Genomic DNA, 19,982 nt, shown 5'->3' with positions numbered 1-19,982 from the left:
CTATCTTACCGGGAGCCGGTCGCTGCGAGGATCTCTGCGAGCAGCTCGGCGATCGCGGCGCGGTCGGCCTCCTTCCGGTCGCGGTTCTCACCCTCCGCCAGCCGGTCGAGCGCGGCGGCGAGCGCCCCGGGCACGGAGACGGCCACGCGCCTCCCGTCGACCTCGAGCGAGACCCGCACCGTGTCGGGGACCCGGGGTGCGGCGGCGCCGACCGAGACGGCGTGTTCGAGATGCGCGTCATCGGGATCCACCGGCGCGAAGCGCACACTCGCGCCCGGCCGCAGCTGCGCGGCGGCATCCGTGTCGGCGTCGACCACCGTGCCGATCACCGGGTAACCGCCCGTCACCGGGTGGTCGGCGAGGAAGAGCACGGGCTGCCCATCCGGCGGGATCTGGATCGATCCGCGGACGGTCCCTTCGCTCGGAAGCTCGTCATGCCGCGCGCGCTCGAGCGGCGCTCCCTCGAGTCGGAGGCCGACACGATTCGAGGTCGGCGTCACACGCCACTCCTGCGACGTCAGCGCGTCGACGGCCGCGGCGGCGAACCACTCGTCACGGGGCCCGGGGACGAACCGCAGCACGGCCTCGTCCCCGGGCACGTCGTGGCCCGTTCGAGCTTCGTACTGCGCCGGCACGGATGCGCTCGCGTCGCCGATCGCGAGCGCATCGCCGGCTGCGAGGGCCCGCGGGCCGAGGTTCGACAGGCTGTCGTGGCTGGCGCTCCCGAGCACCGGAGGGGCGGAGATGCCGCCTCGTATCGCGAGTACTCCGCGCAGACCGCGCGTCGCCCGCCCGATGCGCAGCGTCTCCCCGCGGTGCACCGTGAAGGCGCACTCCCGGGCCGCGACCGCTCGGCGCGCACCGCGGTCGTCGATGACCTCCGCCTCCGCATCGGTACCCGAGAGCGCCACCGTGATGTCGGTCTCGGCGCGGATCGCAACGGCGGCATTCAGCGTCTCGAGGGCCGCAGCCCCCGCTTCGTTGCCCACGGCGCGATTCGCAGTGCGCAGGGCGCTGCGGTCGGCGGCACCCGAAGCGCTCACGCCGATCGCCGCGTGCCCGGCCCGCCCGGCGTCCTGCACGAGCGTCTGCAGCCCCGGATCGAGCACCGTGAAGGCCGCCGGCCCGCCACTCGGCGGCACTGCACGAGCCGTCTCATCCGCATCCGGCGCGCCCGCATCGCGCGGGACCGAGATCTGCTCGCGAACGGCGCGAAACGTCACCGTATCGCCCGGCGCGAGCAGCGCCGCCGGGTCGCGGCCGGAATCCCAGAGGTGCGCGCTGGTGCGGCCGATCAGCTGCCACCCTCCCGGAGATGCGCCTGGGTAGACCGCGGAGAACTGGCCCGCCAGCCCCACCGAACCCGCCTCGACGCGCTCGCGGGGCGTTCCTCGGCGCGGCACCTCGAGCGCAGCACCGCCCCCGGTGAGATAGACGAAGCCGGGCGCGAATCCGCCGAACGCGGCCGTCCATCGAGCGCCGGTGTGCGCAGCGATCACGCCCGAGACACCCAGACCGGTGCGCTCGCCGACGAACTCGAGGTCAGCGCCGTCGTAGACGACATCGATGACGGCGACACGGGCGGTTTCACCGAGCATCGTCCTCGCGAACGTCCCGATGCCCGCGGGCAGCGCTTCGACCTCCTCCGCGATGCGGCGCGCGCTCGCCCGGTCGGCGCACCTCACGAGCACGGTGCGCGCCGCGGGAACGATGTCGATCACGCCGGGGAAGCGTCGTTCTCGGAGGATCGCCGCGAGCCCGAGCACCGAGTCGAGATCGGGCAGGTCCACGATGCAGGCGCGATCGCCGACGGCGCGCACGAGGAGGGGCGACGGGCGATGCGATGCCCGAGGCCGCACGCGATTCGAGCCGCTCATCTAGACGAAACTCGCGATCTCGATGCCGCGGTCTTCGAGTGCCGCGCGGATCTCGCGCGAGAGACCCACCGCCTCGGGCCGGTCGCCATGGAGGCAGATGCTGTCGGCCTGCACCGCGATCTCGCTGCCGTCGACCGCGACCACGCGCCCGGTCGTCGCGATCCTCACCGCCTGGTCGATCGCCGCGTCGGCCGTGAGCACAGCTCCCGGTGAGGTTCGAGGCGCGAGCGCGCCGTCGGGAGTGTATGCGCGATCGGCGAAGGCCTCCGCATAGGTGGGCATTCCGGCGTCGCGCGCGACCCGTTCGATGACGGAGCCGGGCGGGACCAGCATCGGGAGTCCATCGCCGATCTCTCGTACCGCTCGGGCGACCGCTTCGGCCTGCGGCTCGTGGCGCACGATGGCGTTGTAGAGCGCGCCGTGGGGCTTCACGTATCGCACCGCCGACCCGACGCTTCGGGCGAGCGCCTGCACCGCGCCGATCTGGTAGATGAGCTCATCGGTGAGCTCGCCGGGATCGTACTCGATGAAGCGTCTCCCGAACCCCGCGAGATCGCGGTAGCCGGGGTGCGCGCCGATCGCCGCCCCCGCCCGTGCAGCCGCTGCGCAGGTCTCACGAATGCCGCGCGGGTCGCCGGCGTGGAACCCGCACGCGATATTTGCGCTGGACACCGACGAGAGCACCGCGGCGTCGTCGCCGAAGACGTAGGTGCCGAATGACTCGCCGAGGTCGCAGTTCAGGTCGATGCGCAGCATCCGACCATTCTGACAGGCGTCGACGCCCGGGCGCCCGTCACCGACTCCGCTGGCTGAACGCGGTCTCGTACAGCAGCACGCTCGCGGCGGTCGCAAGATTCAGCGACTCGGCCGCGCCGTAGATCGGGAGCCGCACCGAACCGTCGGCGAGTGCCCGATCGGCCTCGCTCAACCCGCGAGCCTCGTTGCCGAACACCCACGCGACGGGGCCGGCGAGCGCACCCGAAGCACGCATTTCGAGCAGATCCGAGCCGCGAACATCGGCGGCGAGAGCGGAGAGGCCGGCCTCGCGCGCAGCCTCCACCGCCTCGCCGAGGGTCGGCACGACCAGCACGGGAAGGTGGAAGAGCGATCCCGTCGTCGACCGCACGACCTTCGGATGGAACGGATCGATGCTCGCCCCCGCGAAGATCACGGCGTCTGCACCCGCAGCATCGGCGGCGCGCAGCACCGTTCCCGCGTTCCCAGGATCGCGAATCTCGTGCAGGATCGCAACGAGCCGTGCTCCCGAGAGCGCCTCGGCAGCGCTCGCCTCCCAGCTGCGCGCGACGGCGACGACACCCTGGGGGTTGACCGTCTCCGACATCGCCGAGATGACCTCCGGGGTGGCCCGCTCGAGGCGCACTCCCGCGTCGGAGGCGAGACGGTCGATCTCGACCTGCCAGCTCTCACCGCCGAGGGTCGTGTACACGGTCTCCGTCAGCTCCGGACGGTGCGCGAGCAGCTCGCGCACGGCCTGCGGCCCCTCCACCAGGAATCGGCCGTGGAACTGCCGCTCCTTCTTCCGCGCCAACGAGGCGATCCGCCGCACGCGCTCGGACTTGGAGTTGCTGAGGATCTCATCGGCCATGAGTTCAGCCTACTGGCGCGTGGAGACGGCCGATTCGTCTCGTGCCCGGAGACGCGAAGACCCCCGCTTCCTGGGAAGCGGGGGTCTTCGACGGGAAGAACTGCTTACGCGGCCTTCGGAGCCGAGGTGTCCTCGGGCAGAGCCGACTTGGCGACCTCGACGAGCGCGGCGAAGGCAGCGGGCTCATTGGTGGCCAGCTCCGACAGCATGCGGCGGTCGACCTCGACACCCGCGAGGCCGAGGCCCTGGATGAAGCGGTTGTAGGTCAGGCCGTTCGCACGTGCGCCGGCGTTGATGCGCTGGATCCAGAGGCGACGGAAGTCGCCCTTCTTCTTGCGGCGGTCGTTGTACGAGTAGACGAGCGAGTGGATGACCTGCTCTTTGGCCTTGCGGTACAGACGCGAACGCTGACCGCGGTATCCCTCGGCGCGCTCGAGGATGACGCGACGCTTCTTGTGGGCGTTGACGGCCCTTTTGACTCTTGCCATTTCAGTTCTTCCTTAGAAAGTTCTCAGATGAAAGCTATGCGCTCGCGTCGGTCAGTGACCGAGGAGCTTCATGGCCTGCTTGGCGTCGCCCTTGGCGAGCACCTGCTCGGCGTTCAGACGGCGCTTGCGCTTCGAGGCCTTCACCTCGAGGTTGTGGCGCATGCCAGCCTGCTGCTTCATCAGCTTGCCGGAACCGGTGAGCTTGAAGCGCTTCTTGGCCCCCGAGTGGGTCTTCTGCTTGGGCATCGATTTCTCCTTGTTGTGTGCGAGCCTCACGGCCGCGGATTGCGGGGCGGCGCTGCGCTCGGCAGCGCACCGCAGTTCATTCGCCGTCCGACTCCGTGCTGGTGGACTTGTCGGCCCGGCGAGTGGCCTTCTCCTCGGCGCGACGGGCGTTCAACTCCGCCTTCGCCTCGGACTTGTTCTTGAGCGGAGCGACGACCATCACCATGTTGCGGCCGTCGATGCGCGGGTTCGACTCGACGACGCCGTACTCGGCGATGTCCTCCGAGAACTGCTGGAGCAGGCGCACGCCCATCTCGGGCCGCGACTGCTCGCGCCCGCGGAACAGGATCATCGCCTTGACCTTGTCGCCCTGCGACAGGAAGCCGACGGCGCGCTTCGTCTTGGTCTCGTAGTCGTGCGTGTCGATCTTCAGCCGGAAGCGCACCTCTTTGAGCACGGTGTTCGCCTGGTTACGGCGGGCTTCCTTCTGCTTCTGAGCTGCCTCGTACTTGAACTTCCCGAAGTCCATGATCTTGGCAACGGGAGGCTTCGAGTTGGGGGCAACCTCGACGAGATCGAGATCGGCGTCCACAGCCATGCGGAGCGCAGTCTCGATCGGCACGACACCGACCTGCTCGCCACTGGGTCCTACCAGTCGCACCTCGGGGACGCGGATTCTGTCATTCGTACGGGGATCGCTGATCGCCGGCTCCTCTGATCTCATTGGTGGGCGCTCCGGTACGGAGCCACGGAGCATCGAGATCAGGATCGCGCACGCGCCATCCCACACCCTTGTGCAGCTGCCGAGTGATCGGCGGGGTGTCAACTACCCGGTAACCTTGAAACGGTGCCGGGTGGGAGAATCTCCACTTCCGTGATCTCGGCAGAACACCGAGAACCGGATCAATCGTAGCACAACTACCGCAGGAGCAGACAGGATCTCATGAGCGAGCACACCCCAGATCAGCCCGACGCCTCCGCGGCCGCGGCGGGTTCAGAGCATGCCGACATCTCGCAGGCCACGCGCGACATCGCCGACGTCGCCGCCGTCGAGGTGATCACCACCGCCGCCGTGCACCTCTTGAGTGCTGCCGCCGTGAAGGTCGGGCTCGCCGACGACCCGGACACTCAGATCGACCTCGACGAAGCGCGCAAGCTGATCAACGCGCTGGCCGGGCTCATCACAGCAGGAGCGCCCGAGGTGAGCGACATGCATGCTCGCAGCCTGCGGGACGGGCTGCGCTCGGTGCAGCTCGCATTCCGCGAGGCCTCGGTGATCCCCGATCCCATCGGGCAGGGCCCGGGTGAGAAGTACACCGGTCCGGTGAACTAGGGGGCCGACGTGCCCCACCCGCCCGAGCACGCACCCGTTCCGCACGCTCCCCGCCCGTCGCGGCGCGCTGAGGTCGCCGCAGGTCTCGGCGATTCACTGGGCGTGGGCATCGGCATTCTGCCGCTCGGCGTCGCGCTCGGAGTGCTCGTCGTGCAGGCGGGGCTCCCCTGGTGGCTCGCTCCGGCACTCTCGATCGGCATCTTCGCCGGTTCCGTGGAGCTACTCCTCGTCAGCATGATCGCCGCGGCGACGCCGCTCGTCACGATCGCGATCACCGTCTTCGCCGTGAACTTCAGGCATGTGTTCTACGCGTTCTCGTTCCCGATTTCACGAGTGACTCGCGGGCTGCCGCGCGCATACTCGGTCTACGCGATGATCGATGAGGCGTATGCGACGTACGTGCTCATGGACCGCGAGCGGCTCTCGTCCGCTCGCATGGTGTCGGGGCAACTCGCGATGCAGACCTATTGGGTCGTCGGAGGCCTGCTCGGCGTCGCGCTCGCGACTGCGCTTCCGGAGCCGATCGAGGGGTTCGAGTTCGCGCTCGTCGCGCTCTTCGTCGTCATGACGCTCGATGCGGTGCGAAGCCGACGCGAGCTCCCATCCGCGCTGCTCGCGGCGGCGGCGGCAGCAGTCGCGATCGTCGCCGCTCCCGGCAACGCGCTGCTCGTCGCGCTGCTGATCTTCACGGCGCTGCTCGCCGGCCGCTATGCGGTGACACGCGCACGGCCGGCACGAGAGGATTCCGACGATGCCTGATCTCGGCTACCTGCTCGCGGCCGTCGCACTCGGGTCTGTCGTCACCATCGCGCTGCGCGCGCTGCCGTTCGCCATTCTGAAGCCATTGCGTCGCTCCAAGTTCGTCGCCGCGCTCGGACGGTGGATGCCGGCAGGGATCCTCCTCATCCTCGCGGTCGTCATCCTCCGCGACGAGTTCGTTGCGCGTACCGGCCACTGGTGGGCCGTGATCGCGGCGACGGCGGTCACCGTCGTGGTGCACCTCGTGGGCCGTCGGCGCGCCGTGCTCAGCGTGGCTGCGGGCACCACCTGCTACATCGTGCTGATCAACCTCGTCTGAGCTCGTCTGCTCTCCGGGCGCCGCTCCCGCGGGGCGCACGTCGTCACGCCGCCGAGACCGGCCGCAGGGTGAGCGAGTCGACGCGATCCGCCACGACATCCGAGGCGGCGATGCGGCCCTGCAGCGCCTGCAGTACGTCGCCGTGCGTGTCGCGGTCGTCCCCCGCGATGCGCAGCAGCACGGTCACCTCGGGCTGCAACAGGCGATTCTCGAGCTCCCCGGGCGCGGTCCAGAGGGCTTCGATGCGCGGATCGGCCGCACCGATCCTCCGGAACTCCTCCTGCACGGCCGCGTCGGCCCATGCGGGGAGCACGCGCTCCCCGAGCGCGAGCGCCTCGAGCGCCGTGCGGCGCACGCCGAATTCGCATTCCGACGTGCCCGGATCGATGATGATGAGTTCGGCTCCGTCCCCCGCCGCGGCCAGCGCCGCCTGGGACCCGCGCACGGGAATGGGCCTCGCCTCCGGGTTCCAGTGCCGCAGCGTGTCCACTGAGCTGAACATGGGAAGCACACGCCGGCCGTCGGGCGCCGCGACCGCGACGATCGAGAGCTCCTGCGACTTCTCCACCGTGCGCCCGTCCGGAGTCTGCCCGAGCGCGCCCGCCTCCGCGAGCATCGGCACCAGGAAGCGCTCCGCTGCGAACCCTGCGATCGCGTCCGCCTGCGCCTCGGCGGCCCTGCCCACGGCGCTCCAGTACTCCTCCGCCCCCGCAGCCGCCTGAGCCGCTCGCGCCGCATCCCTGACCGAGCGGACGAGCATCGCGACCCGTTCCGAGGCGCGGCCGTCATCCCCTGCGAACGCGGTGTCGTGGTGATCGAACGTGCGCCCGGCCCACGGAAAACCCGCGGAGTCGGAGGAACCGCCTGCGTGGAGGCTCTCGGGAACGCCCGTACTCCGCGGAGCGTCGCCGGTCGACGGAAGCTTCTTGATCGCCATGACTGCGGCGCCCCGCCTACCGCCCCGCGACGTCGAGCGCAGCGGGCAGCGAGAACGCTCCGTCGTACAGCGCCTTCCCGACGATCGCGCCCTCGAGCCCGTCGTCCACGAGCTCCCGCAGTGCGGCGAGATCATCGAGACTCGACACGCCGCCCGATGCGATGACGGGTCGGTTCGTTCGAGCGCACACCTGGCCGAGCAGCTCGATGTTCGGGCCGCGCAGGGTACCGTCCTTCGTGACGTCCGTGACGACGTAGCGCGGGCAGCCGGCCGCCTCGAGGCGGTCGAGCACGTCCCAGAGGTTGCCGCCCTCCTCGGTCCACCCGCGAGCCGCAAGGGTTTCGCCCCGCACATCCAGGCCCACGGCGATGCGATCGCCGAAACGGGCGATGACGGCCTCGGTCCACTCCGGGTTCTCGAGCGCGGCAGTGCCGAGATTGACTCGCGTCGCTCCCATCTCGAGCGCGGCTTCGAGCGACGCGTCGTCGCGGATGCCGCCCGAGAACTCGATCTTCACGTTTCCGGAGCGCTTGATGATCTTCCGGGCGACGGAGACGTTGCTCCCCCGGCCGAACGCGGCGTCCAGGTCGACGAGATGAATCCACTCCGCGCCCTGATCGATCCAGTCGAGCGCGGCGTCGACGGGGCTGCCGTAGTTCGTCTCGGTGCCGGCTTCGCCCTGGGTGAGACGCACCGCCTTGCCGTCGACCATGTCGATCGCCGGAAGCAGCTGCAGCTTCGGACGTTCGGCGAGTTCGCTCATGAGTGGTGTCTCCTTCTCGGGGTGCGGTTCGGGTATTCGCGACACGGTCTTCAGGGGCGCCGCCGTGCCGAAGACGCGGTGTCTCCGACGCTCGAGGGCACGGCGGGGCTTACAGGGTCTCGATCCAGTTGCGCAGCAGCCGGATCCCTGCATCGCCCGATTTCTCCGGGTGGAACTGGGTCGCGCTCAGCGGTCCGTTCTCCACCGCTGCGATGAAGCGCTCGCCGTGCTCGGCCCAGGTCACGAGCGGCCGGGTCACCGCAGTGCGCCCCTCGATGGACCACTCGGTCGCAGCATTGCTGTGCACGAAGTAGAAGCGCTCGCGCTCGAGACCGGCGAAGAGCCGTGAACCCTGCGGCACGTCGACGGTGTTCCACCCCATGTGCGGGAGCACGGGAGCATCGATCTCGCGCACGGTGCCCGGCCACTGACCCAGACCCTCGGTTTCGACGCCGCGCTCGATGCCGTGGGCGAACATGACCTGCTCGCCGACGCAGATGCCGAGCACGGGCCGCCCCCCGGCGAGCCGACGATCGATGAGTTCATCCCCGCGCACCGCTCGCAGCTGGCGCATCACAGCGTCGAACGCTCCGACGCCGGGAACGAGGAGTCCGTCCGCATCCATCACGGCAGCGGGATCCCGGGTCAGCTCGACATCGGCTCCGGCGTGGACGAGCGCTTTGACCGCCGAGTGCACATTGCCCGACCCATAATCGAGCACGACGACCTTCTTGCGCGGGGAACTCGCGGCTTCGCTCACAACGCGCCCTTCGTCGACGGCACACCGGAGACGAGCGGGTCGAGCGCTTTCGCCACGCGGAAGGCGCGCGCGAATGCCTTGAACTCCGCCTCTGCGATGTGGTGGGGGTCGCGCCCCTCCACCAGCTTCAGGTGCACGGTGAGCCGGGCGTTCAAGGTGAGCGCTTCGAAGAAGTGCCGCACCATCGAGCCCGTGAAGTGGCCGCCGATGAGGTGCAGTTCGTACCCTGCCGGCTCCCCGGAGTGCACGAGGTACGGCCGGCCGGAGATATCGACGACCGCCTGTGCGAGCGCCTCGTCGAGGGGCACCAGTGCATCGCCGTACCGCGAGATTCCCGACTTGTCGCCGAGCGCCTCGAGAATGGCCTGACCGAGCAGAATGCCCGTGTCCTCGACCGTGTGGTGGACGTCGATGTGCACGTCGCCGACGGCTTTCACCGTGAGGTCCGTCAGGGAGTGGCGGGCGAACGCCGTGAGCATGTGATCGAAGAACGGCGCCCCGGTCTCGATCTGCGAGGTACCGGAACCGTCGAGGTCGACGCTCACACTGATCTGCGACTCGCTGGTCGAGCGCTCGAGCGAGGCGGTGCGGGGTGCTGCAGTCATGGTCACCAGTCTATCGGCGTCGAGGGAGGCCACGGGGCAGCCGGATCACGCGCGGGCGCCGCCCGGGCCGAGCGAGGCGATCGCGTCGATCACAGCGCTCGTCTCCGCCTCGGTTCCCGCGGTGATGCGCAGGTGCCCCGGGATGCTGAGGTTGCGGATGAGGATCCCACGCGCTCGCAGCTCCTCGAACGTCGCGGCGGGATCGGCGAACCCCCCGACGAGCAGGAAGTTCGCTCCGGAGGGGTGCACGCGGTAGCCGAGCTCGGAGAGGGCGCGCGCGAGGCGATCCCGCTGCGCGCTGATGTCGGCGACGGTCGCGAGCATCGCGTCGGCGTGGCGGATCGCAGCGGTCGCCGCCGCCTGCGTGAGTGCGGAGAGGTGGTACGGGAGCCGAACCAGCCGCAGCGCGTCGATCACGGCCGGGTCGGCGGCGAGGTACCCGAGGCGCACGCCCGCGAACGCGAACGCTTTGCTCATCGTGCGGGAGACGATCAGGCGATGCCGACCGGGAAGCAGCGCAACCGCGCTCTCCCGCTCCGTATCGAACTCCTGGTACGCCTCGTCGATGACGAGCATGCCGTCGAACGCGTCATAGGCGGCGAGGATCACCTCGCGGTCGAGCGTCGAACCCGTCGGGTTGTTGGGGCCGCAGAGAATCGCGACGTCCGGCGTGTGCTCGCGGAGCGCGTGCACCACTCCCTCGGGAGTGAGCGCGTAATCGACCGGGCGTTCGACGCCGATCCACTCGGTATCCGTGCCGGCGGCGAGCAGCGGGTACATGGAATAGGTCGGCGTGAAGCTCAGCAGAGATCGGCCCGGGCCCGCGAATGCTTGCAGCACCTGCTGGAGCACCTCGTTCGAACCGTTCGCAGCCCACAGCTGCTCAGCCGACAGTCCGTGACCGAGATACCCGGCGAGCGCAGCGCGCAACTCGACGAACTCACGATCGGGGTACCGGTTCACTCCCGTGACCGCTCGAGCGAGGGACTGCACGATGTCGATCGCGACGTGCTCCGGAATGGGATGCGTGTTCTCGTTGACGTTCAAGCTCACCCGAACCGCGTCCTGAGGCGCGCCGTAGGGCTGCTGACCCACGAGGTTGTCACGAAGTGGAAGATCGCTCAAGCTAGTCACCCCGATAGTTTAGGGCCGCGCAGAGGCCCTCCCGGCTGACGCGCTCACGCACCCACTTCGTCGCCCGATACCACCAACGGGTTGTCGGAGTACCGCAGCGGAACCGCGATCGCCTCCCCGGCCTGCACTGACGAATCCTCGAGCTGGTTCAGCTGAACAATCTCGGTGATGAGGTCTCGCGGGTCCGCAGTCGGGTCGAGATCGGACGCGAGCGACCACAGCGAGCTCCCCGGCTGCACCACCACGTACTCGAACTGCTCGCCGTTCGGGCCCTCGCCGGAGGCCATCGCTTCCGGAGCGGCGAGCGAGGCGAAGAGAGCGAGCGCCCCGGCCGCGAGCACCGTGAGGAACGCCCCCAGAACGATACGACCACGCCGAGTCAGACGGAGCTTGCCCGAGACATCGCTCGACCCCTGCACTTGCTGACCCAGAACCGCTGCTGCACGCATGTCGACTTCCCTTCCTGATGCGATGAGGGCCGACCGAGGCCGGCGCCGAACATCTGTTTCGAATATATATTCGATGATTCGAAACCGCAACCGTTCGTTCGAAGATATGTTTCGATGTTTTCCCGCGACACTCGAACATACGTTTGCCGGTGTTCGAGCAGTACGGCTATGGTTTCGATCAACGGGATCACTGAATCAGCACCCACCGACATTCATGGATCGCGCCCCCTCCGCATCGCCCTCTGGGCCAGAAAGGACAGCGATGAGCGACGTAGCCGCGCCCCGATCCGCGAAGCCGCTGAGCGAGAAGCAGCAGGCCATCCTCGAGTGCATCGCGCGTTCGGTGGAGAGCCGCGGGTATCCCCCGAGCATGCGCGAGATCGGCGACGCGGTCGGTCTCTCCTCGCTCTCGAGCGTCACGCACCAGCTCAGTCGGCTGGAGCTGGGCGGGTACATCAGGCGCGACTCGAATCGCCCACGAGCCCTCGAGATCCTGGTCGAACTGGCATCGACTTCGGCCGCACTCGCGGAGGAGCCCGTGCAGCGCCCGGAGGAGGCGGCGTACGTTCCTCTGGTCGGCCAGATTGCAGCCGGCGTTCCCATCACCGCCGATCAGCAGATCGAGGAGGTCGTGCCGCTCCCCCGCACCCTCGTCGGCGACGGCCAGCTCTTCATGCTGCGCGTCGTCGGCGACTCGATGGTCGACGCGGCCATCTGCGACGGGGATTTCGTCGTGATCCGGCAGCAGCGAGAGGCGGAGAACGGAGACATCGTGGCGGCGATGCTCGATGGGGAGGCGACGGTCAAGGTCTTCCGGCGTCGAGACGGCCACACCTGGCTCCTGCCGCGCAACAGCGCGTTCGAGCCGATTCTCGGCGACCATGCCGAGGTGCTCGGCCGGGTCGTCGCTGTGTTCCGGTCGGTCTGAGGCTCAGCCCGCACCGACTGCGCGCGCACGGCGCCGGGCGCCTGCCTAGACGACCGGGTCAGGGGTGAGCAAGCCTAGCTCCCGCAGCACGGCGAGCACTTGCTCGTGCCGATTGAACGTATAGAGGTGCACCGACGGCGCACCTCCGTCGAGCAGCTCCCGCGCGAGGGCGACGGTATGCTCGACACCCAGCTCGGGTGCGTACCCGCCCTCTGCGTCCAGTGCGCGAGCGAGCTCTGAAGGAGCGGGTCGGCCCGCGAGCGAGGCGACCTTTCTGAGTTGCGCGCTCGTCGATACCGGCATGAGTCCGGGGAGCACCGGCATGGTGAGCCCCGCCCTCCGCGCGTCGTCGACGAACGAGAGGTACTCCTCGGCTCGGAAGAACAGCTGCGAGATTGCGAGATTCGCACCGGCCTCCTGCTTCGCGACGAGCCAGTCGATATCCTCGGCCCGCGAGCGCGAGAGCGGATGGCCGTTCGGGTACGCAGCCACCGCGGTGCGTCCGACACTCGTCAGCGCGGGTCGCTCGGCCCGGGCCTGCGCGACCAGTCGCACCAGCTCCAGCGAACTCATCGAGCCTGCGACTCGAGCGTCGCTCTCGTCGAGCCCGCGAGGCGGATCGCCCCGGAGCGCGAGAAAGTCGTGCACGCCGGCGTCCATGATCGCGTGTATCGCGGCTCGCACGGCCTCAGAGCTCTCCGCGACCGTCGTCAGGTGCGCCAGAGGCAGCGCATCGGTGTGGTCGCGGAGGTACGCGACCAGATCGAGCGAGGCGTCGCGGTTCGATCCGTTCGCACCGTAGGTGACCGAGATGAAGTCGGGATCGGCGGCGGAGAGATGCTGCACGGCGTGGCCGAGGGCGAGGGCGGCCGCGCCCGAGCGCGCCGGAAACACCTCGAACGAGAAGCGGGCGCGCGTCGCCGCGCGGGCGGGGAGCAGGAACGAGTTCATGCGCCGCTCAGCTCCTGCTGCGCGAGACGCGTGCCGCGCACGCGTGCGGCGATCTTCGCGAACGCCACGTCGCGAGCGAAGTCGGGCGATCCGTGCTTCGGTTTCTCGTCGATGAGGTACGGGGAGAACCCGCAGTCGTCCGTCGAGCCGAGTAGCTCGACCGGGATGAACCGTGCCGCGCGCACCAGCTGATCCCGCACCTCCGCCGCGGTCTCGAGCTTCGGGCTGGTCGGGTCGGTGACGCCGAGCAGCACGCGCGGCGGCGCCGCCGATGTGCGCGCGCGCTGCCGCAGCTGACGCCCCACGAGTCGAGCCACGCGATCCGGCTCCTTCTCGCTTGCGGCCTGCACGAGGAAGTATCCGGCCTCGATCTGGAAGAGCTCGGGGATCAGCGCGGCGTAGTCGACATCGGCGCTGTGCGCCGAGTCGTGGTCGTTGCCGGGGCACGTATGGACGCCCACTGCGGAGCGGTGCTCGGGGGTGAGCTCCGCGAGCACGCGGTTGATGAGATCGATGAATCCGCTCAGCGCCTCCGGGCCCGCCCAGGGAGCGCGCAGATCGCGGCGCAGCGCGAGCCGCCCCTCCGTGAAATCGATGCTGACGCGGGAGGCGCCGGCGGCGAAGCTGCGCCGGATATCCTCGGCGCACCCGGCTACGACGTCGTCGAGGAACGCATCGCGGGAGTAGTCGCCCAGTCCCTCCGCGGGCACCATGAGCGACAGCATCGACGGCGAGACGACCGCCTGCTTCAGCGGCAGACGGGTGAGCGGCCGTGCGGCCGCGACGTCGTCCGCCGCCCACGAGCGGAACCGGAAGGGGCCCCGCGCGAGGCTCGGGATCACGCGATGGTGCCCGTCGGCGAACACCGCGAACACCGGCCCCTCGCGCACGTCACCCGCGAAGGAGGTGCCGAGCGGGTAGCTGGAGAAGCTCTGCCGCCGCTGCTCGCCGTCGCTCACCAGGGGCGAACCGGTCTCCGCGAATCTTGCGAGGGTGTCGCGCACGGCGCGATCCTGCTCGCCGCGCAGCGTCTCCGCGTCGACCAGGCCGGCCTCTGCGTCGAGCACCGATCGCTGCAGACGGGCGGGGCGCGGCAGGCTGCCCACGGCCTCGGTCGGCAGCTCGCCGCCGCGCCACGCCCCGGCGTGCTCGGCGGGGAGGGCCGCTTCCTCCGCCCCCGCCTCACGACCGTCCGGCGCGCTCACGCGCCCGCGCGCACCGCACGGGCCGCGTGCACCAGGTTCGTGAGGCTCGCCACGGTCTCCTCGTACCCGCGCGTCTTCAGGCCGCAGTCGGGATTCACCCAGAGCTGCTCGCCGGGAATGCGCGCTGCCGCGATCCGGATGAGCTCCTGCTGCTCCTCGACGCTCGGCACGCGGGGCGAGTGGATGTCGTACACGCCCGGGCCGATGCCGCGCGCATACCCGTGCTCGCCCAGCGGCTCGACGACGTCCATCCGACTCCGGGCCGCCTCGATGCTCGTGACATCGGCGTCGAGCCCGTCGACGGCGTCGATGATCTCGCCGAACTCCGAGTAGCAGAGGTGCGTGTGGATCTGCACGCCGGGAGCCGCGCCGCTCGTCGCGAGGCGGAACGCGCCCACCGACCAACCGAGGTACGCCGCCTGCCGGTCGGCGTCGAGGGGCAGCAGCTCGCGGAGCGCCGGCTCGTCCACCTGCACGATGCGGATGCCGGCCTCGACGAGGTCGTCGATCTCGTCGCGCAGGGCGAGGGCGACCTGCGTCGCCGTATCGGCCAGCGGCTGGTCGTCGCGCACGAAGGACCAGGCGAGGATCGTCACGGGGCCCGTGAGCATCCCCTTCACCGGCCGGTCGGTGAGCGACTGCGCGTACGCGGACCAGGCGACCGTCATCGGGGCGGGGCGGGACACGTCGCCCCAGAGGATCGACGGTCGGGTCGCCCGTGTGCCGTACGACTGCACCCAGCCGTGCTCGGTGACCGCGAACCCGTCGAGCAGCTCCGCGAAGTACTGCACCATGTCGTTGCGCTCGGCTTCGCCGTGCACGAGCACGTCCAGGCCGATCTCCTCCTGCAGGCGGATCACCCGCTCGATCTCGGCGCGCAGGAACCCGTCGTACTCCTCCTGAGCGATATCACCCCTGCCGAACGCGGCTCGCGCTCGGCGGATCTCCGGAGTCTGCGGGAACGAGCCGATGGTCGTCGTCGCGAGCTCCGGGATGTCGAGCGCCTGCTGCGCGGCGCGGCGCTCCCCCTCGTCGGCGCGCTCGCGATCCTCACCCGAAACAGCATCGGCCCGCTCGCGCACCTCGTCCACTCGCACTCCAGAGGCCCCGGCACGAGCCGCGAGGATCGCGTCGACGGCTGCGAGTTCGGCCTCGATCGCTGCGGCGCCATTCGCAAGCCCGCGAGCGAGGATCACGACCTGCTCGATCTTCTGGTCGGCGAAGGCGAGCCATGATGCGAGTTCCGCGTCGAGCCGCGTCTCGTCCCGGACGTCGTGGGGGACGTGCTGCAGACTGTTCGACGTGGCGGCCACAGCCGAGATACCGGCGCGCTGCAAGCGCTCGATGTTCCCGAAAGCGGCACGCAGGTCCGTCTTCCAGATGTTGCGCCCGTCGACGACGCCCGCGAGGAGCTGGGTGCCTGCGAACGCGGCCGTGAGTTCACCCGACGCGAGCTCGGCCTCGGGCAGGCCGCCGCGCACCAGGTCGACCTGCACCGCCTCGACCGGCAGCGCGCCGAGCCGCGCCAGCGCCGCAGAGGCGTCGCCGTACGGCGCGGTCAAAAGGATGCGGGGCCGCTCGGAAGCCGCACCGATCGCCGCGTACGCACGCTCGACGAGAGCGAGCGTCTGCTCGCGGGGCACGGGGAGCGAATCCGACACGAGCGCGGGCTCGTCCAGCTGCACCCACTGCGCGCCCGCTCCCGCCAGCGCGGCGAGCAGTTCGCCGTACACGGCCACGACCTCGTCGAGTCGATCGATGGGTGCGAAGCCCTCGCCGGCATCGTCCGAGGCTTTCGCGAGGAGCAGGTAGGTGACCGGCCCGACGAGCACCGGGCGCGAGTCGATGCCCTGCTCCGCCGCCTCCGCGAGTTGCGCGACCAGCTGCGCGGGATTCGCCGCAAGCGGGGTGCGCTCGTCGATCTCGGGAACGCTGTAGTGGTAGTTCGTGTCGAACCACTTGGTCATCTCGAGCGGCTGGTGGTCGCGATCGCCGCGGGCGAGCGCGAAGTAGGTCACGAGGTCGCTGCCGGAGATATCGGCGAAGCGATGCGGGATCGCGCCGAGCGCGAGCGTGGCGTCGAGCACCTGATCGTAGAAGCTGAAGGTCTCGGGAACGGCTCCGCCCGCGGCGGGCAGACCGAGCTCGACGAGGCGCGCGCGAGTGGATGCGCGAAGGTCGCGGGCGGTCTGCTGCAGGGTGACCTCGTCGATCTGCCCCTTCCAGTAGGACTCGATCGCCCGCTTCAGCTCGCGGCGGCGCCCGAGTCGCGGGTAGCCGAGAATGGTCGCGGTGGGCAGATGCGTCGTTGCGGTCATGGCCGTCCTTTTCGTGGGAACTCAAGGATCGCAGCAGGCGCTGCTCCCCGTGGAACTCCCCCAAGGTATCCAGCCGACGCTCGTTCGCCGAGCGATGTTGCTCACTGTTACCCGGGTACCGAAGCCTGGGTTATAGGACGTATTGTTCGAGTTTCGACGCGGTCTCCGCGGTGACGTACGCACGGACCCGTGTGCCCGCCTCCACGTACTCCGTCTCGAGCACGCGGTTGCGCTCGTGCAGCTCGGCCACGAGCTCGCCGCGGTCGTACGGCACCACGACGGTGATCTCGCGATCCGGCACCGGGAGCGCGGCGTCGATGCGTCGCTTCAGCTCGTCGATGCCCTCGCCGGTGCGCGCCGAGACGAACACGGCGTCGGGCACGAGGCCGTGCAGCACCAGCCGCTGCGAATCGTCCAGCAGGTCGGCCTTGTTGAACGCCACCAGCTCCGTGATGTCCTGCGCCTCGACCTCGGCGATCACGTCGCGCACTGTGCGCAACTGCGCCTCGGGGTCGGGGTGCGAGCCGTCGACGACGTGCAGGATCACCGAGGCGTCGCCCACCTCCTCGAACGTGGAGCGGAACGCCTCGACCAGCTGATGCGGCAGGTTGCGCACGAACCCGACCGTGTCGGCGTAGGTGAAGCGGCGCCCGTCTTCGGTCTCGCCGTGCCTGATCGCCGTATCGAGCGTCGCGAACAGCTGGTTCTGCACGAGCTCCTGCGTGCCCGTGAGCCGGTTGAGCAGGCTCGACTTGCCGGCGTTCGTGTACCCGGCGATCGCCACCGAGGGCACCTCGCCGCGCTTGCGATTCGCGCGCTTCGCCTCGCGCGCTGGAGCGAACCCCGCGATCTGCTTGCGCAGCTTCGACATGCGGATGTGGATCTTGCGGCGGTCGAGCTCCATCTTCGTCTCACCGGGGCCGCGCGAGCCCATACCCGCGCCGGCCGATCCGACCTGACCGCCAGCCTGACGCGACATCGACTCGCCCCAGCCGCGCAGTCGAGGCAGGAGATACTGCAGCTGCGCGAGCTCGACCTGCGCCTTGCCCTCGCGGCTCTTGGCGTGCTGGCTGAAGATGTCGAGGATCACCGCCGTGCGGTCGATCACCTTCACCTTCACGACATCCTCGAGCGCACGGCGCTGGCTCGGTGCGAGCTCGGTGTCGGCGATCACGGTGTCGGCGCCCACTGCCGCGACCAACTCGGCGAGCTCCTGCGCTTTGCCCTTGCCCAGGTAGGTCGCCGGATCGGGATGCGCGCGCCGCTGCAGCAGGCCGTCGAGCACGCGGGCTCCCGCGGTCTCCGCGAGCGCGGAGAGTTCGCGCAGCGAGTTCTCGGCATCCTCGGCGCTGCGCTGGGAGTAGACGCCGATGAGCACGACGTTCTCCAGTCGCAGCTGCCGATACTCGACCTCGGTGACGTCTTCGAGCTCGGTGGAGAGCCCGACGACGCGCTTCAGCGAGGCGCGGTCCTCGCGCTCCATACGGATGGCATCGAGGTCGCCCTCGAGCCGATCATGATCTTCGTCTCCGAGAGCCTGTGCGCCGCTGGTGAGGTCGCGGATGACCGTGGCGGATCCCGTGCCCGCGGCGCGCGCGAGCACCCGGTCGAGTGCGTCTCCAGAAGCCGCGTGCGGGGTTGCCGGTGCCGGATCGAGGGCGTCTTCCATGACAGCGTCCTCGACTGCGATCATTGCATCGTCTGCGTTTCGTTTCTTCATCTGGCCCCAAGTGTACGCGGCCGCCGCCCGGGCGCGTCGGCCGTTCGCCCTGGGCGCAGCCGAGGGGCTGGGATACTGGATCGGTGACTCAGCACTACTTCTCCGAATCGCCCGGCGGCGAGCTCAGGCTCCGCGAGATCGAGGTGGAGCTCGCGGGCGAGCCGCGCACGGTCGTCACGGCCGGCGGCGTCTTCAGCCCAGACCAGCTCGATCGGGGCACCGCGATCCTGCTGCGCGAGCTGCCCAGCGCTCGAGAGCTCGGGGCCGCGGGCGAGGCCCCTCTTCTCGACGTGGGGTGCGGGTGGGGTGCGATCGCGCTCGACGCTGCGCTCGCGCAGCCCGAACGCGAGATCTGGGCGATCGACGTCAACGAGCGATCGCGAGAGCTGACCCGGCAGAACGCGGAGCGGCTCGGGCTCGCTCATCTGCGGGTCGCGGCTCCCGACGATGTTCCCGCCGCGCTGAGATTCGGGGAGATCCGCTCCAACCCGCCGATCAGGGTGGGCAAGGATGCACTGCACGCGATCCTGCACCAGTGGCTTCCCCGTTTGAACGACGATGGCATCGCGCACTTCGTGGTCGCGAAGCACCTGGGAGCCGACTCGCTGCAGCGCTGGATCGCGTCGGAGTTCGCCGAACTCGACGTCGACCGCGCAGGGCGCGACAAGGGCTTCCACATCATCCGCGCCCGCCGCGCGTAGTTCGCCCTCGGGGCCGATTCAGGCCGCGGGGAGCTCGATCTCACCCGAGTAGACGAGCTCGGCGGGTCCGTTGAGCGACACGTGCTCGCCTTCTTCCGTCGGGAACATGCGCACCGCGAGACGCCCGCCGGGCACGTCCACCCGCCAGTGATTCGGCATGCCCTCGCCGCCCCAGTGACGGAAGGCGAGCGCAGCGGCCACAGTACCCGTGCCGCACGACAGCGTTTCGCCGACGCCGCGCTCGTGCACGCGCATTCGGATGCGGGCCACGCCGTCCTTGATGAGCGGATCCTCCGGGACGACGAACTCGACATTCGCGCCGTGCTCGGCGACGGGTTCGAGGGCGGGCTCCCGGTGCAGGTCGAGGCCGTCGAGCTCTGCGGGATCCGCCAGCGCTGCGACGACGTGCGGATTGCCGAGATCGATGCCGAGACCGGGACGAGCGACATCGAGGCCCTGCGCGGCCACCAGGCGGTCCTCGGCGAGGCGCCAGCGTCCGAGATCGACGGTGTACCCGGAGACGCCCGCGAGAACATCCTTGACCCCGGCTCGCGTGCCGATCGGCAGTGTGTCGCGACGCTCCGGCGAGACGAGGCCCTCGGTGATCAGGTAGTGGGCGTACACCCGCACGCCGTTGCCGCACATCTCGGCCGGCGTGCCGTCCGAGTTCCAGTAGTCCATGAACCACTCGGCGTCGGGCTCCTCCGCGAGGCACGCGGCGCCCTCGGGGATGGAGCGCGATCGCACCGCACGGATCACGCCGTCCGCGCCGATGCCGAACCTGCGGTCGCACAGGAAGCGGATCTGCTCGGGGGTCAGCTCGCGCTCGCCATCGGGATCGGAGAAGAGCACGAAGTCGTTGCCCGTGCCGTGGCCCTTGGTGAACGCGAGGGTCGTCATGGCC

The 19,982-nt window shown here is 69.7% G+C and carries 22 protein-coding genes; 5 read left to right on the top strand and 17 right to left on the bottom strand.

Going from position 1 to position 19,982, the window contains the following annotated elements:
* Window positions 1–5: 5 nt before the first annotated feature.
* The 6 genes from PQI23_RS07240 to infC all read right to left on the bottom strand — a co-directional run bounded on the left by PQI23_RS07240 (window position 6) and on the right by infC (window position 4,920).
* Window positions 6–1,877 carry a 5-oxoprolinase subunit B/C family protein gene (locus tag PQI23_RS07240; RefSeq protein WP_339972998.1) on the bottom strand — a complete coding sequence of 624 codons (1,872 nt, stop codon included), beginning with the start codon at window positions 1,875–1,877 and terminating at the stop codon, window positions 6–8.
* On the bottom strand, window positions 1,878–2,633 hold the full coding sequence (locus PQI23_RS07235) for a LamB/YcsF family protein (protein ID WP_339972996.1): 756 nt from the start codon (window positions 2,631–2,633) through the stop codon (window positions 1,878–1,880).
* Window positions 2,634–2,670: 37 nt separating this feature from the next.
* Window positions 2,671–3,483: a TrmH family RNA methyltransferase gene (locus tag PQI23_RS07230; RefSeq protein WP_339972994.1), complete on the bottom strand. Its 813-nt coding sequence runs from the start codon at window positions 3,481–3,483 to the stop codon at window positions 2,671–2,673.
* A gap of 104 nt (window positions 3,484–3,587) precedes the next feature.
* Window positions 3,588–3,971 (bottom strand): 50S ribosomal protein L20, encoded by a 384-nt coding sequence (gene rplT / locus PQI23_RS07225; protein WP_010156663.1) that lies wholly within the window; start codon window positions 3,969–3,971, stop codon window positions 3,588–3,590.
* A gap of 51 nt (window positions 3,972–4,022) precedes the next feature.
* Window positions 4,023–4,217: a 50S ribosomal protein L35 gene (rpmI, locus tag PQI23_RS07220; protein ID WP_010156662.1), complete on the bottom strand. Its 195-nt coding sequence runs from the start codon at window positions 4,215–4,217 to the stop codon at window positions 4,023–4,025.
* 76 nt (window positions 4,218–4,293) lie between these two features.
* Window positions 4,294–4,920, bottom strand: coding sequence for a translation initiation factor IF-3 (gene infC / locus PQI23_RS07215; protein ID WP_339972986.1), 627 nt, complete (start codon window positions 4,918–4,920; stop codon window positions 4,294–4,296).
* A gap of 219 nt (window positions 4,921–5,139) precedes the next feature.
* On the opposite strand from infC, the gene PQI23_RS07210 reads away from it, so the two are divergent.
* The 3 genes from PQI23_RS07210 to PQI23_RS07200 are packed head-to-tail and all read left to right on the top strand — an operon-like array spanning window position 5,140 to window position 6,607.
* Entirely contained in the window at window positions 5,140–5,529 is a 390-nt protein-coding gene (locus tag PQI23_RS07210) for a DUF1844 domain-containing protein (RefSeq protein ID WP_339972984.1), read from the top strand.
* A 9-nt stretch (window positions 5,530–5,538) separates the two neighbouring features.
* Complete coding sequence (locus PQI23_RS07205) at window positions 5,539–6,288, top strand: AzlC family ABC transporter permease (RefSeq protein ID WP_339972982.1); 750 nt, start codon at window positions 5,539–5,541, stop codon at window positions 6,286–6,288.
* Window positions 6,281–6,607: a branched-chain amino acid transporter permease gene (locus tag PQI23_RS07200; RefSeq protein WP_339972981.1), complete on the top strand. Its 327-nt coding sequence runs from the start codon at window positions 6,281–6,283 to the stop codon at window positions 6,605–6,607. The genes PQI23_RS07205 and PQI23_RS07200 overlap by 8 nt, the downstream gene beginning before the upstream one ends.
* Window positions 6,608–6,650: 43 nt before the next feature.
* Here PQI23_RS07200 and PQI23_RS07195 read toward each other — a convergent pair whose 3' ends face one another.
* The 6 genes from PQI23_RS07195 to PQI23_RS07170 form a co-directional block, all read right to left on the bottom strand.
* Window positions 6,651–7,544: an SseB family protein gene (locus PQI23_RS07195; protein WP_339972979.1), complete on the bottom strand. Its 894-nt coding sequence runs from the start codon at window positions 7,542–7,544 to the stop codon at window positions 6,651–6,653.
* Between the two features lie 16 nt (window positions 7,545–7,560).
* Window positions 7,561–8,307, bottom strand: coding sequence for a bifunctional 1-(5-phosphoribosyl)-5-((5-phosphoribosylamino)methylideneamino)imidazole-4-carboxamide isomerase/phosphoribosylanthranilate isomerase PriA (gene priA, locus PQI23_RS07190; RefSeq protein WP_339972977.1), 747 nt, complete (start codon window positions 8,305–8,307; stop codon window positions 7,561–7,563).
* 109 nt (window positions 8,308–8,416) lie between these two features.
* Entirely contained in the window at window positions 8,417–9,067 is a 651-nt protein-coding gene (gene hisH / locus PQI23_RS07185) for an imidazole glycerol phosphate synthase subunit HisH (protein WP_339972975.1), read from the bottom strand.
* The gene (hisB, locus tag PQI23_RS07180; protein ID WP_339972973.1) at window positions 9,064–9,672 is read right to left on the bottom strand and encodes an imidazoleglycerol-phosphate dehydratase HisB; all 609 of its coding nucleotides are present in this window, start codon (window positions 9,670–9,672) and stop codon (window positions 9,064–9,066) included. Before hisB ends, hisH begins: the two co-directional genes overlap by 4 nt.
* A 45-nt stretch (window positions 9,673–9,717) precedes the next feature.
* Window positions 9,718–10,806, bottom strand: coding sequence for a histidinol-phosphate transaminase (locus PQI23_RS07175; RefSeq protein WP_339972971.1), 1,089 nt, complete (start codon window positions 10,804–10,806; stop codon window positions 9,718–9,720).
* A 44-nt stretch (window positions 10,807–10,850) separates the two neighbouring features.
* Window positions 10,851–11,255, bottom strand: a complete 405-nt coding sequence (locus tag PQI23_RS07170; RefSeq protein WP_339972969.1) for a hypothetical protein — start codon at window positions 11,253–11,255, stop codon at window positions 10,851–10,853.
* Window positions 11,256–11,517: 262 nt separating this feature from the next.
* Between PQI23_RS07170 and lexA the strand changes: the two genes are divergently transcribed.
* Window positions 11,518–12,183, top strand: coding sequence for a transcriptional repressor LexA (gene lexA / locus PQI23_RS07165; protein ID WP_339972967.1), 666 nt, complete (start codon window positions 11,518–11,520; stop codon window positions 12,181–12,183).
* A gap of 45 nt (window positions 12,184–12,228) precedes the next feature.
* Here the strand turns inward: lexA and PQI23_RS07160 are convergent, their stop codons facing one another.
* The 4 genes from PQI23_RS07160 to hflX all read right to left on the bottom strand — a co-directional run bounded on the left by PQI23_RS07160 (window position 12,229) and on the right by hflX (window position 18,326).
* Window positions 12,229–13,134: a methylenetetrahydrofolate reductase gene (locus tag PQI23_RS07160; RefSeq protein ID WP_339972965.1), complete on the bottom strand. Its 906-nt coding sequence runs from the start codon at window positions 13,132–13,134 to the stop codon at window positions 12,229–12,231.
* Window positions 13,131–14,339 carry a hypothetical protein gene (locus PQI23_RS07155; RefSeq protein ID WP_339972964.1) on the bottom strand — a complete coding sequence of 403 codons (1,209 nt, stop codon included), beginning with the start codon at window positions 14,337–14,339 and terminating at the stop codon, window positions 13,131–13,133. The genes PQI23_RS07160 and PQI23_RS07155 overlap by 4 nt, the downstream gene beginning before the upstream one ends.
* The gene (metE, locus tag PQI23_RS07150) at window positions 14,336–16,657 is read right to left on the bottom strand and encodes a 5-methyltetrahydropteroyltriglutamate--homocysteine S-methyltransferase (protein WP_339972962.1); all 2,322 of its coding nucleotides are present in this window, start codon (window positions 16,655–16,657) and stop codon (window positions 14,336–14,338) included. The genes PQI23_RS07155 and metE overlap by 4 nt, the downstream gene beginning before the upstream one ends.
* 130 nt (window positions 16,658–16,787) lie before the next feature.
* Complete coding sequence (hflX, locus tag PQI23_RS07145; RefSeq protein WP_445238414.1) at window positions 16,788–18,326, bottom strand: GTPase HflX; 1,539 nt, start codon at window positions 18,324–18,326, stop codon at window positions 16,788–16,790.
* Window positions 18,327–18,460: 134 nt separating this feature from the next.
* On the opposite strand from hflX, the gene PQI23_RS07140 reads away from it, so the two are divergent.
* Window positions 18,461–19,078 (top strand): class I SAM-dependent methyltransferase, encoded by a 618-nt coding sequence (locus PQI23_RS07140; RefSeq protein WP_339972958.1) that lies wholly within the window; start codon window positions 18,461–18,463, stop codon window positions 19,076–19,078.
* An 18-nt stretch (window positions 19,079–19,096) separates the two neighbouring features.
* On the opposite strand, the gene dapF is transcribed toward PQI23_RS07140, so the two are convergent.
* Window positions 19,097–19,978 (bottom strand): diaminopimelate epimerase, encoded by an 882-nt coding sequence (dapF, locus tag PQI23_RS07135; RefSeq protein WP_339972956.1) that lies wholly within the window; start codon window positions 19,976–19,978, stop codon window positions 19,097–19,099.
* Window positions 19,979–19,982 lie beyond the last annotated feature (4 nt).

The sequence above is a fragment of the Leucobacter sp. USCH14 genome (assembly GCF_037619215.1).
In the GTDB taxonomy this organism is placed as follows: domain Bacteria; phylum Actinomycetota; class Actinomycetes; order Actinomycetales; family Microbacteriaceae; genus Leucobacter.
This window is presented reverse-complemented; position numbering and strand designations above follow the sequence as displayed.

Bases quoted from the DNA above. Each gene is read 5' to 3' on its own strand.
- PQI23_RS07240 (WP_339972998.1), bottom strand. From the start codon at position 1,877: ATGAGCGGCTCGAATCGCGTGCGGCCTCGGGCATCGCATCGCCCGTCG.
- PQI23_RS07235 (WP_339972996.1), bottom strand. From the start codon at position 2,633: ATGCTGCGCATCGACCTGAACTGCGACCTCGGCGAGTCATTCGGCACC.
- PQI23_RS07230 (WP_339972994.1), bottom strand. From the start codon at position 3,483: ATGGCCGATGAGATCCTCAGCAACTCCAAGTCCGAGCGCGTGCGGCGG.
- rplT (WP_010156663.1), bottom strand. From the start codon at position 3,971: ATGGCAAGAGTCAAAAGGGCCGTCAACGCCCACAAGAAGCGTCGCGTC.
- rpmI (WP_010156662.1), bottom strand. From the start codon at position 4,217: ATGCCCAAGCAGAAGACCCACTCGGGGGCCAAGAAGCGCTTCAAGCTC.
- infC (WP_339972986.1), bottom strand. From the start codon at position 4,920: ATGAGATCAGAGGAGCCGGCGATCAGCGATCCCCGTACGAATGACAGA.
- PQI23_RS07210 (WP_339972984.1), top strand. From the start codon at position 5,140: ATGAGCGAGCACACCCCAGATCAGCCCGACGCCTCCGCGGCCGCGGCG.
- PQI23_RS07200 (WP_339972981.1), top strand. From the start codon at position 6,281: ATGCCTGATCTCGGCTACCTGCTCGCGGCCGTCGCACTCGGGTCTGTC.
- PQI23_RS07195 (WP_339972979.1), bottom strand. From the start codon at position 7,544: ATGGCGATCAAGAAGCTTCCGTCGACCGGCGACGCTCCGCGGAGTACG.
- priA (WP_339972977.1), bottom strand. From the start codon at position 8,307: ATGAGCGAACTCGCCGAACGTCCGAAGCTGCAGCTGCTTCCGGCGATC.
- hisB (WP_339972973.1), bottom strand. From the start codon at position 9,672: ATGACTGCAGCACCCCGCACCGCCTCGCTCGAGCGCTCGACCAGCGAG.
- PQI23_RS07170 (WP_339972969.1), bottom strand. From the start codon at position 11,255: ATGCGTGCAGCAGCGGTTCTGGGTCAGCAAGTGCAGGGGTCGAGCGAT.
- lexA (WP_339972967.1), top strand. From the start codon at position 11,518: ATGAGCGACGTAGCCGCGCCCCGATCCGCGAAGCCGCTGAGCGAGAAG.
- PQI23_RS07160 (WP_339972965.1), bottom strand. From the start codon at position 13,134: ATGAACTCGTTCCTGCTCCCCGCCCGCGCGGCGACGCGCGCCCGCTTC.
- metE (WP_339972962.1), bottom strand. From the start codon at position 16,657: ATGACCGCAACGACGCATCTGCCCACCGCGACCATTCTCGGCTACCCG.
- hflX (WP_445238414.1), bottom strand. From the start codon at position 18,326: ATGGAAGACGCCCTCGATCCGGCACCGGCAACCCCGCACGCGGCTTCT.
- dapF (WP_339972956.1), bottom strand. From the start codon at position 19,978: ATGACGACCCTCGCGTTCACCAAGGGCCACGGCACGGGCAACGACTTC.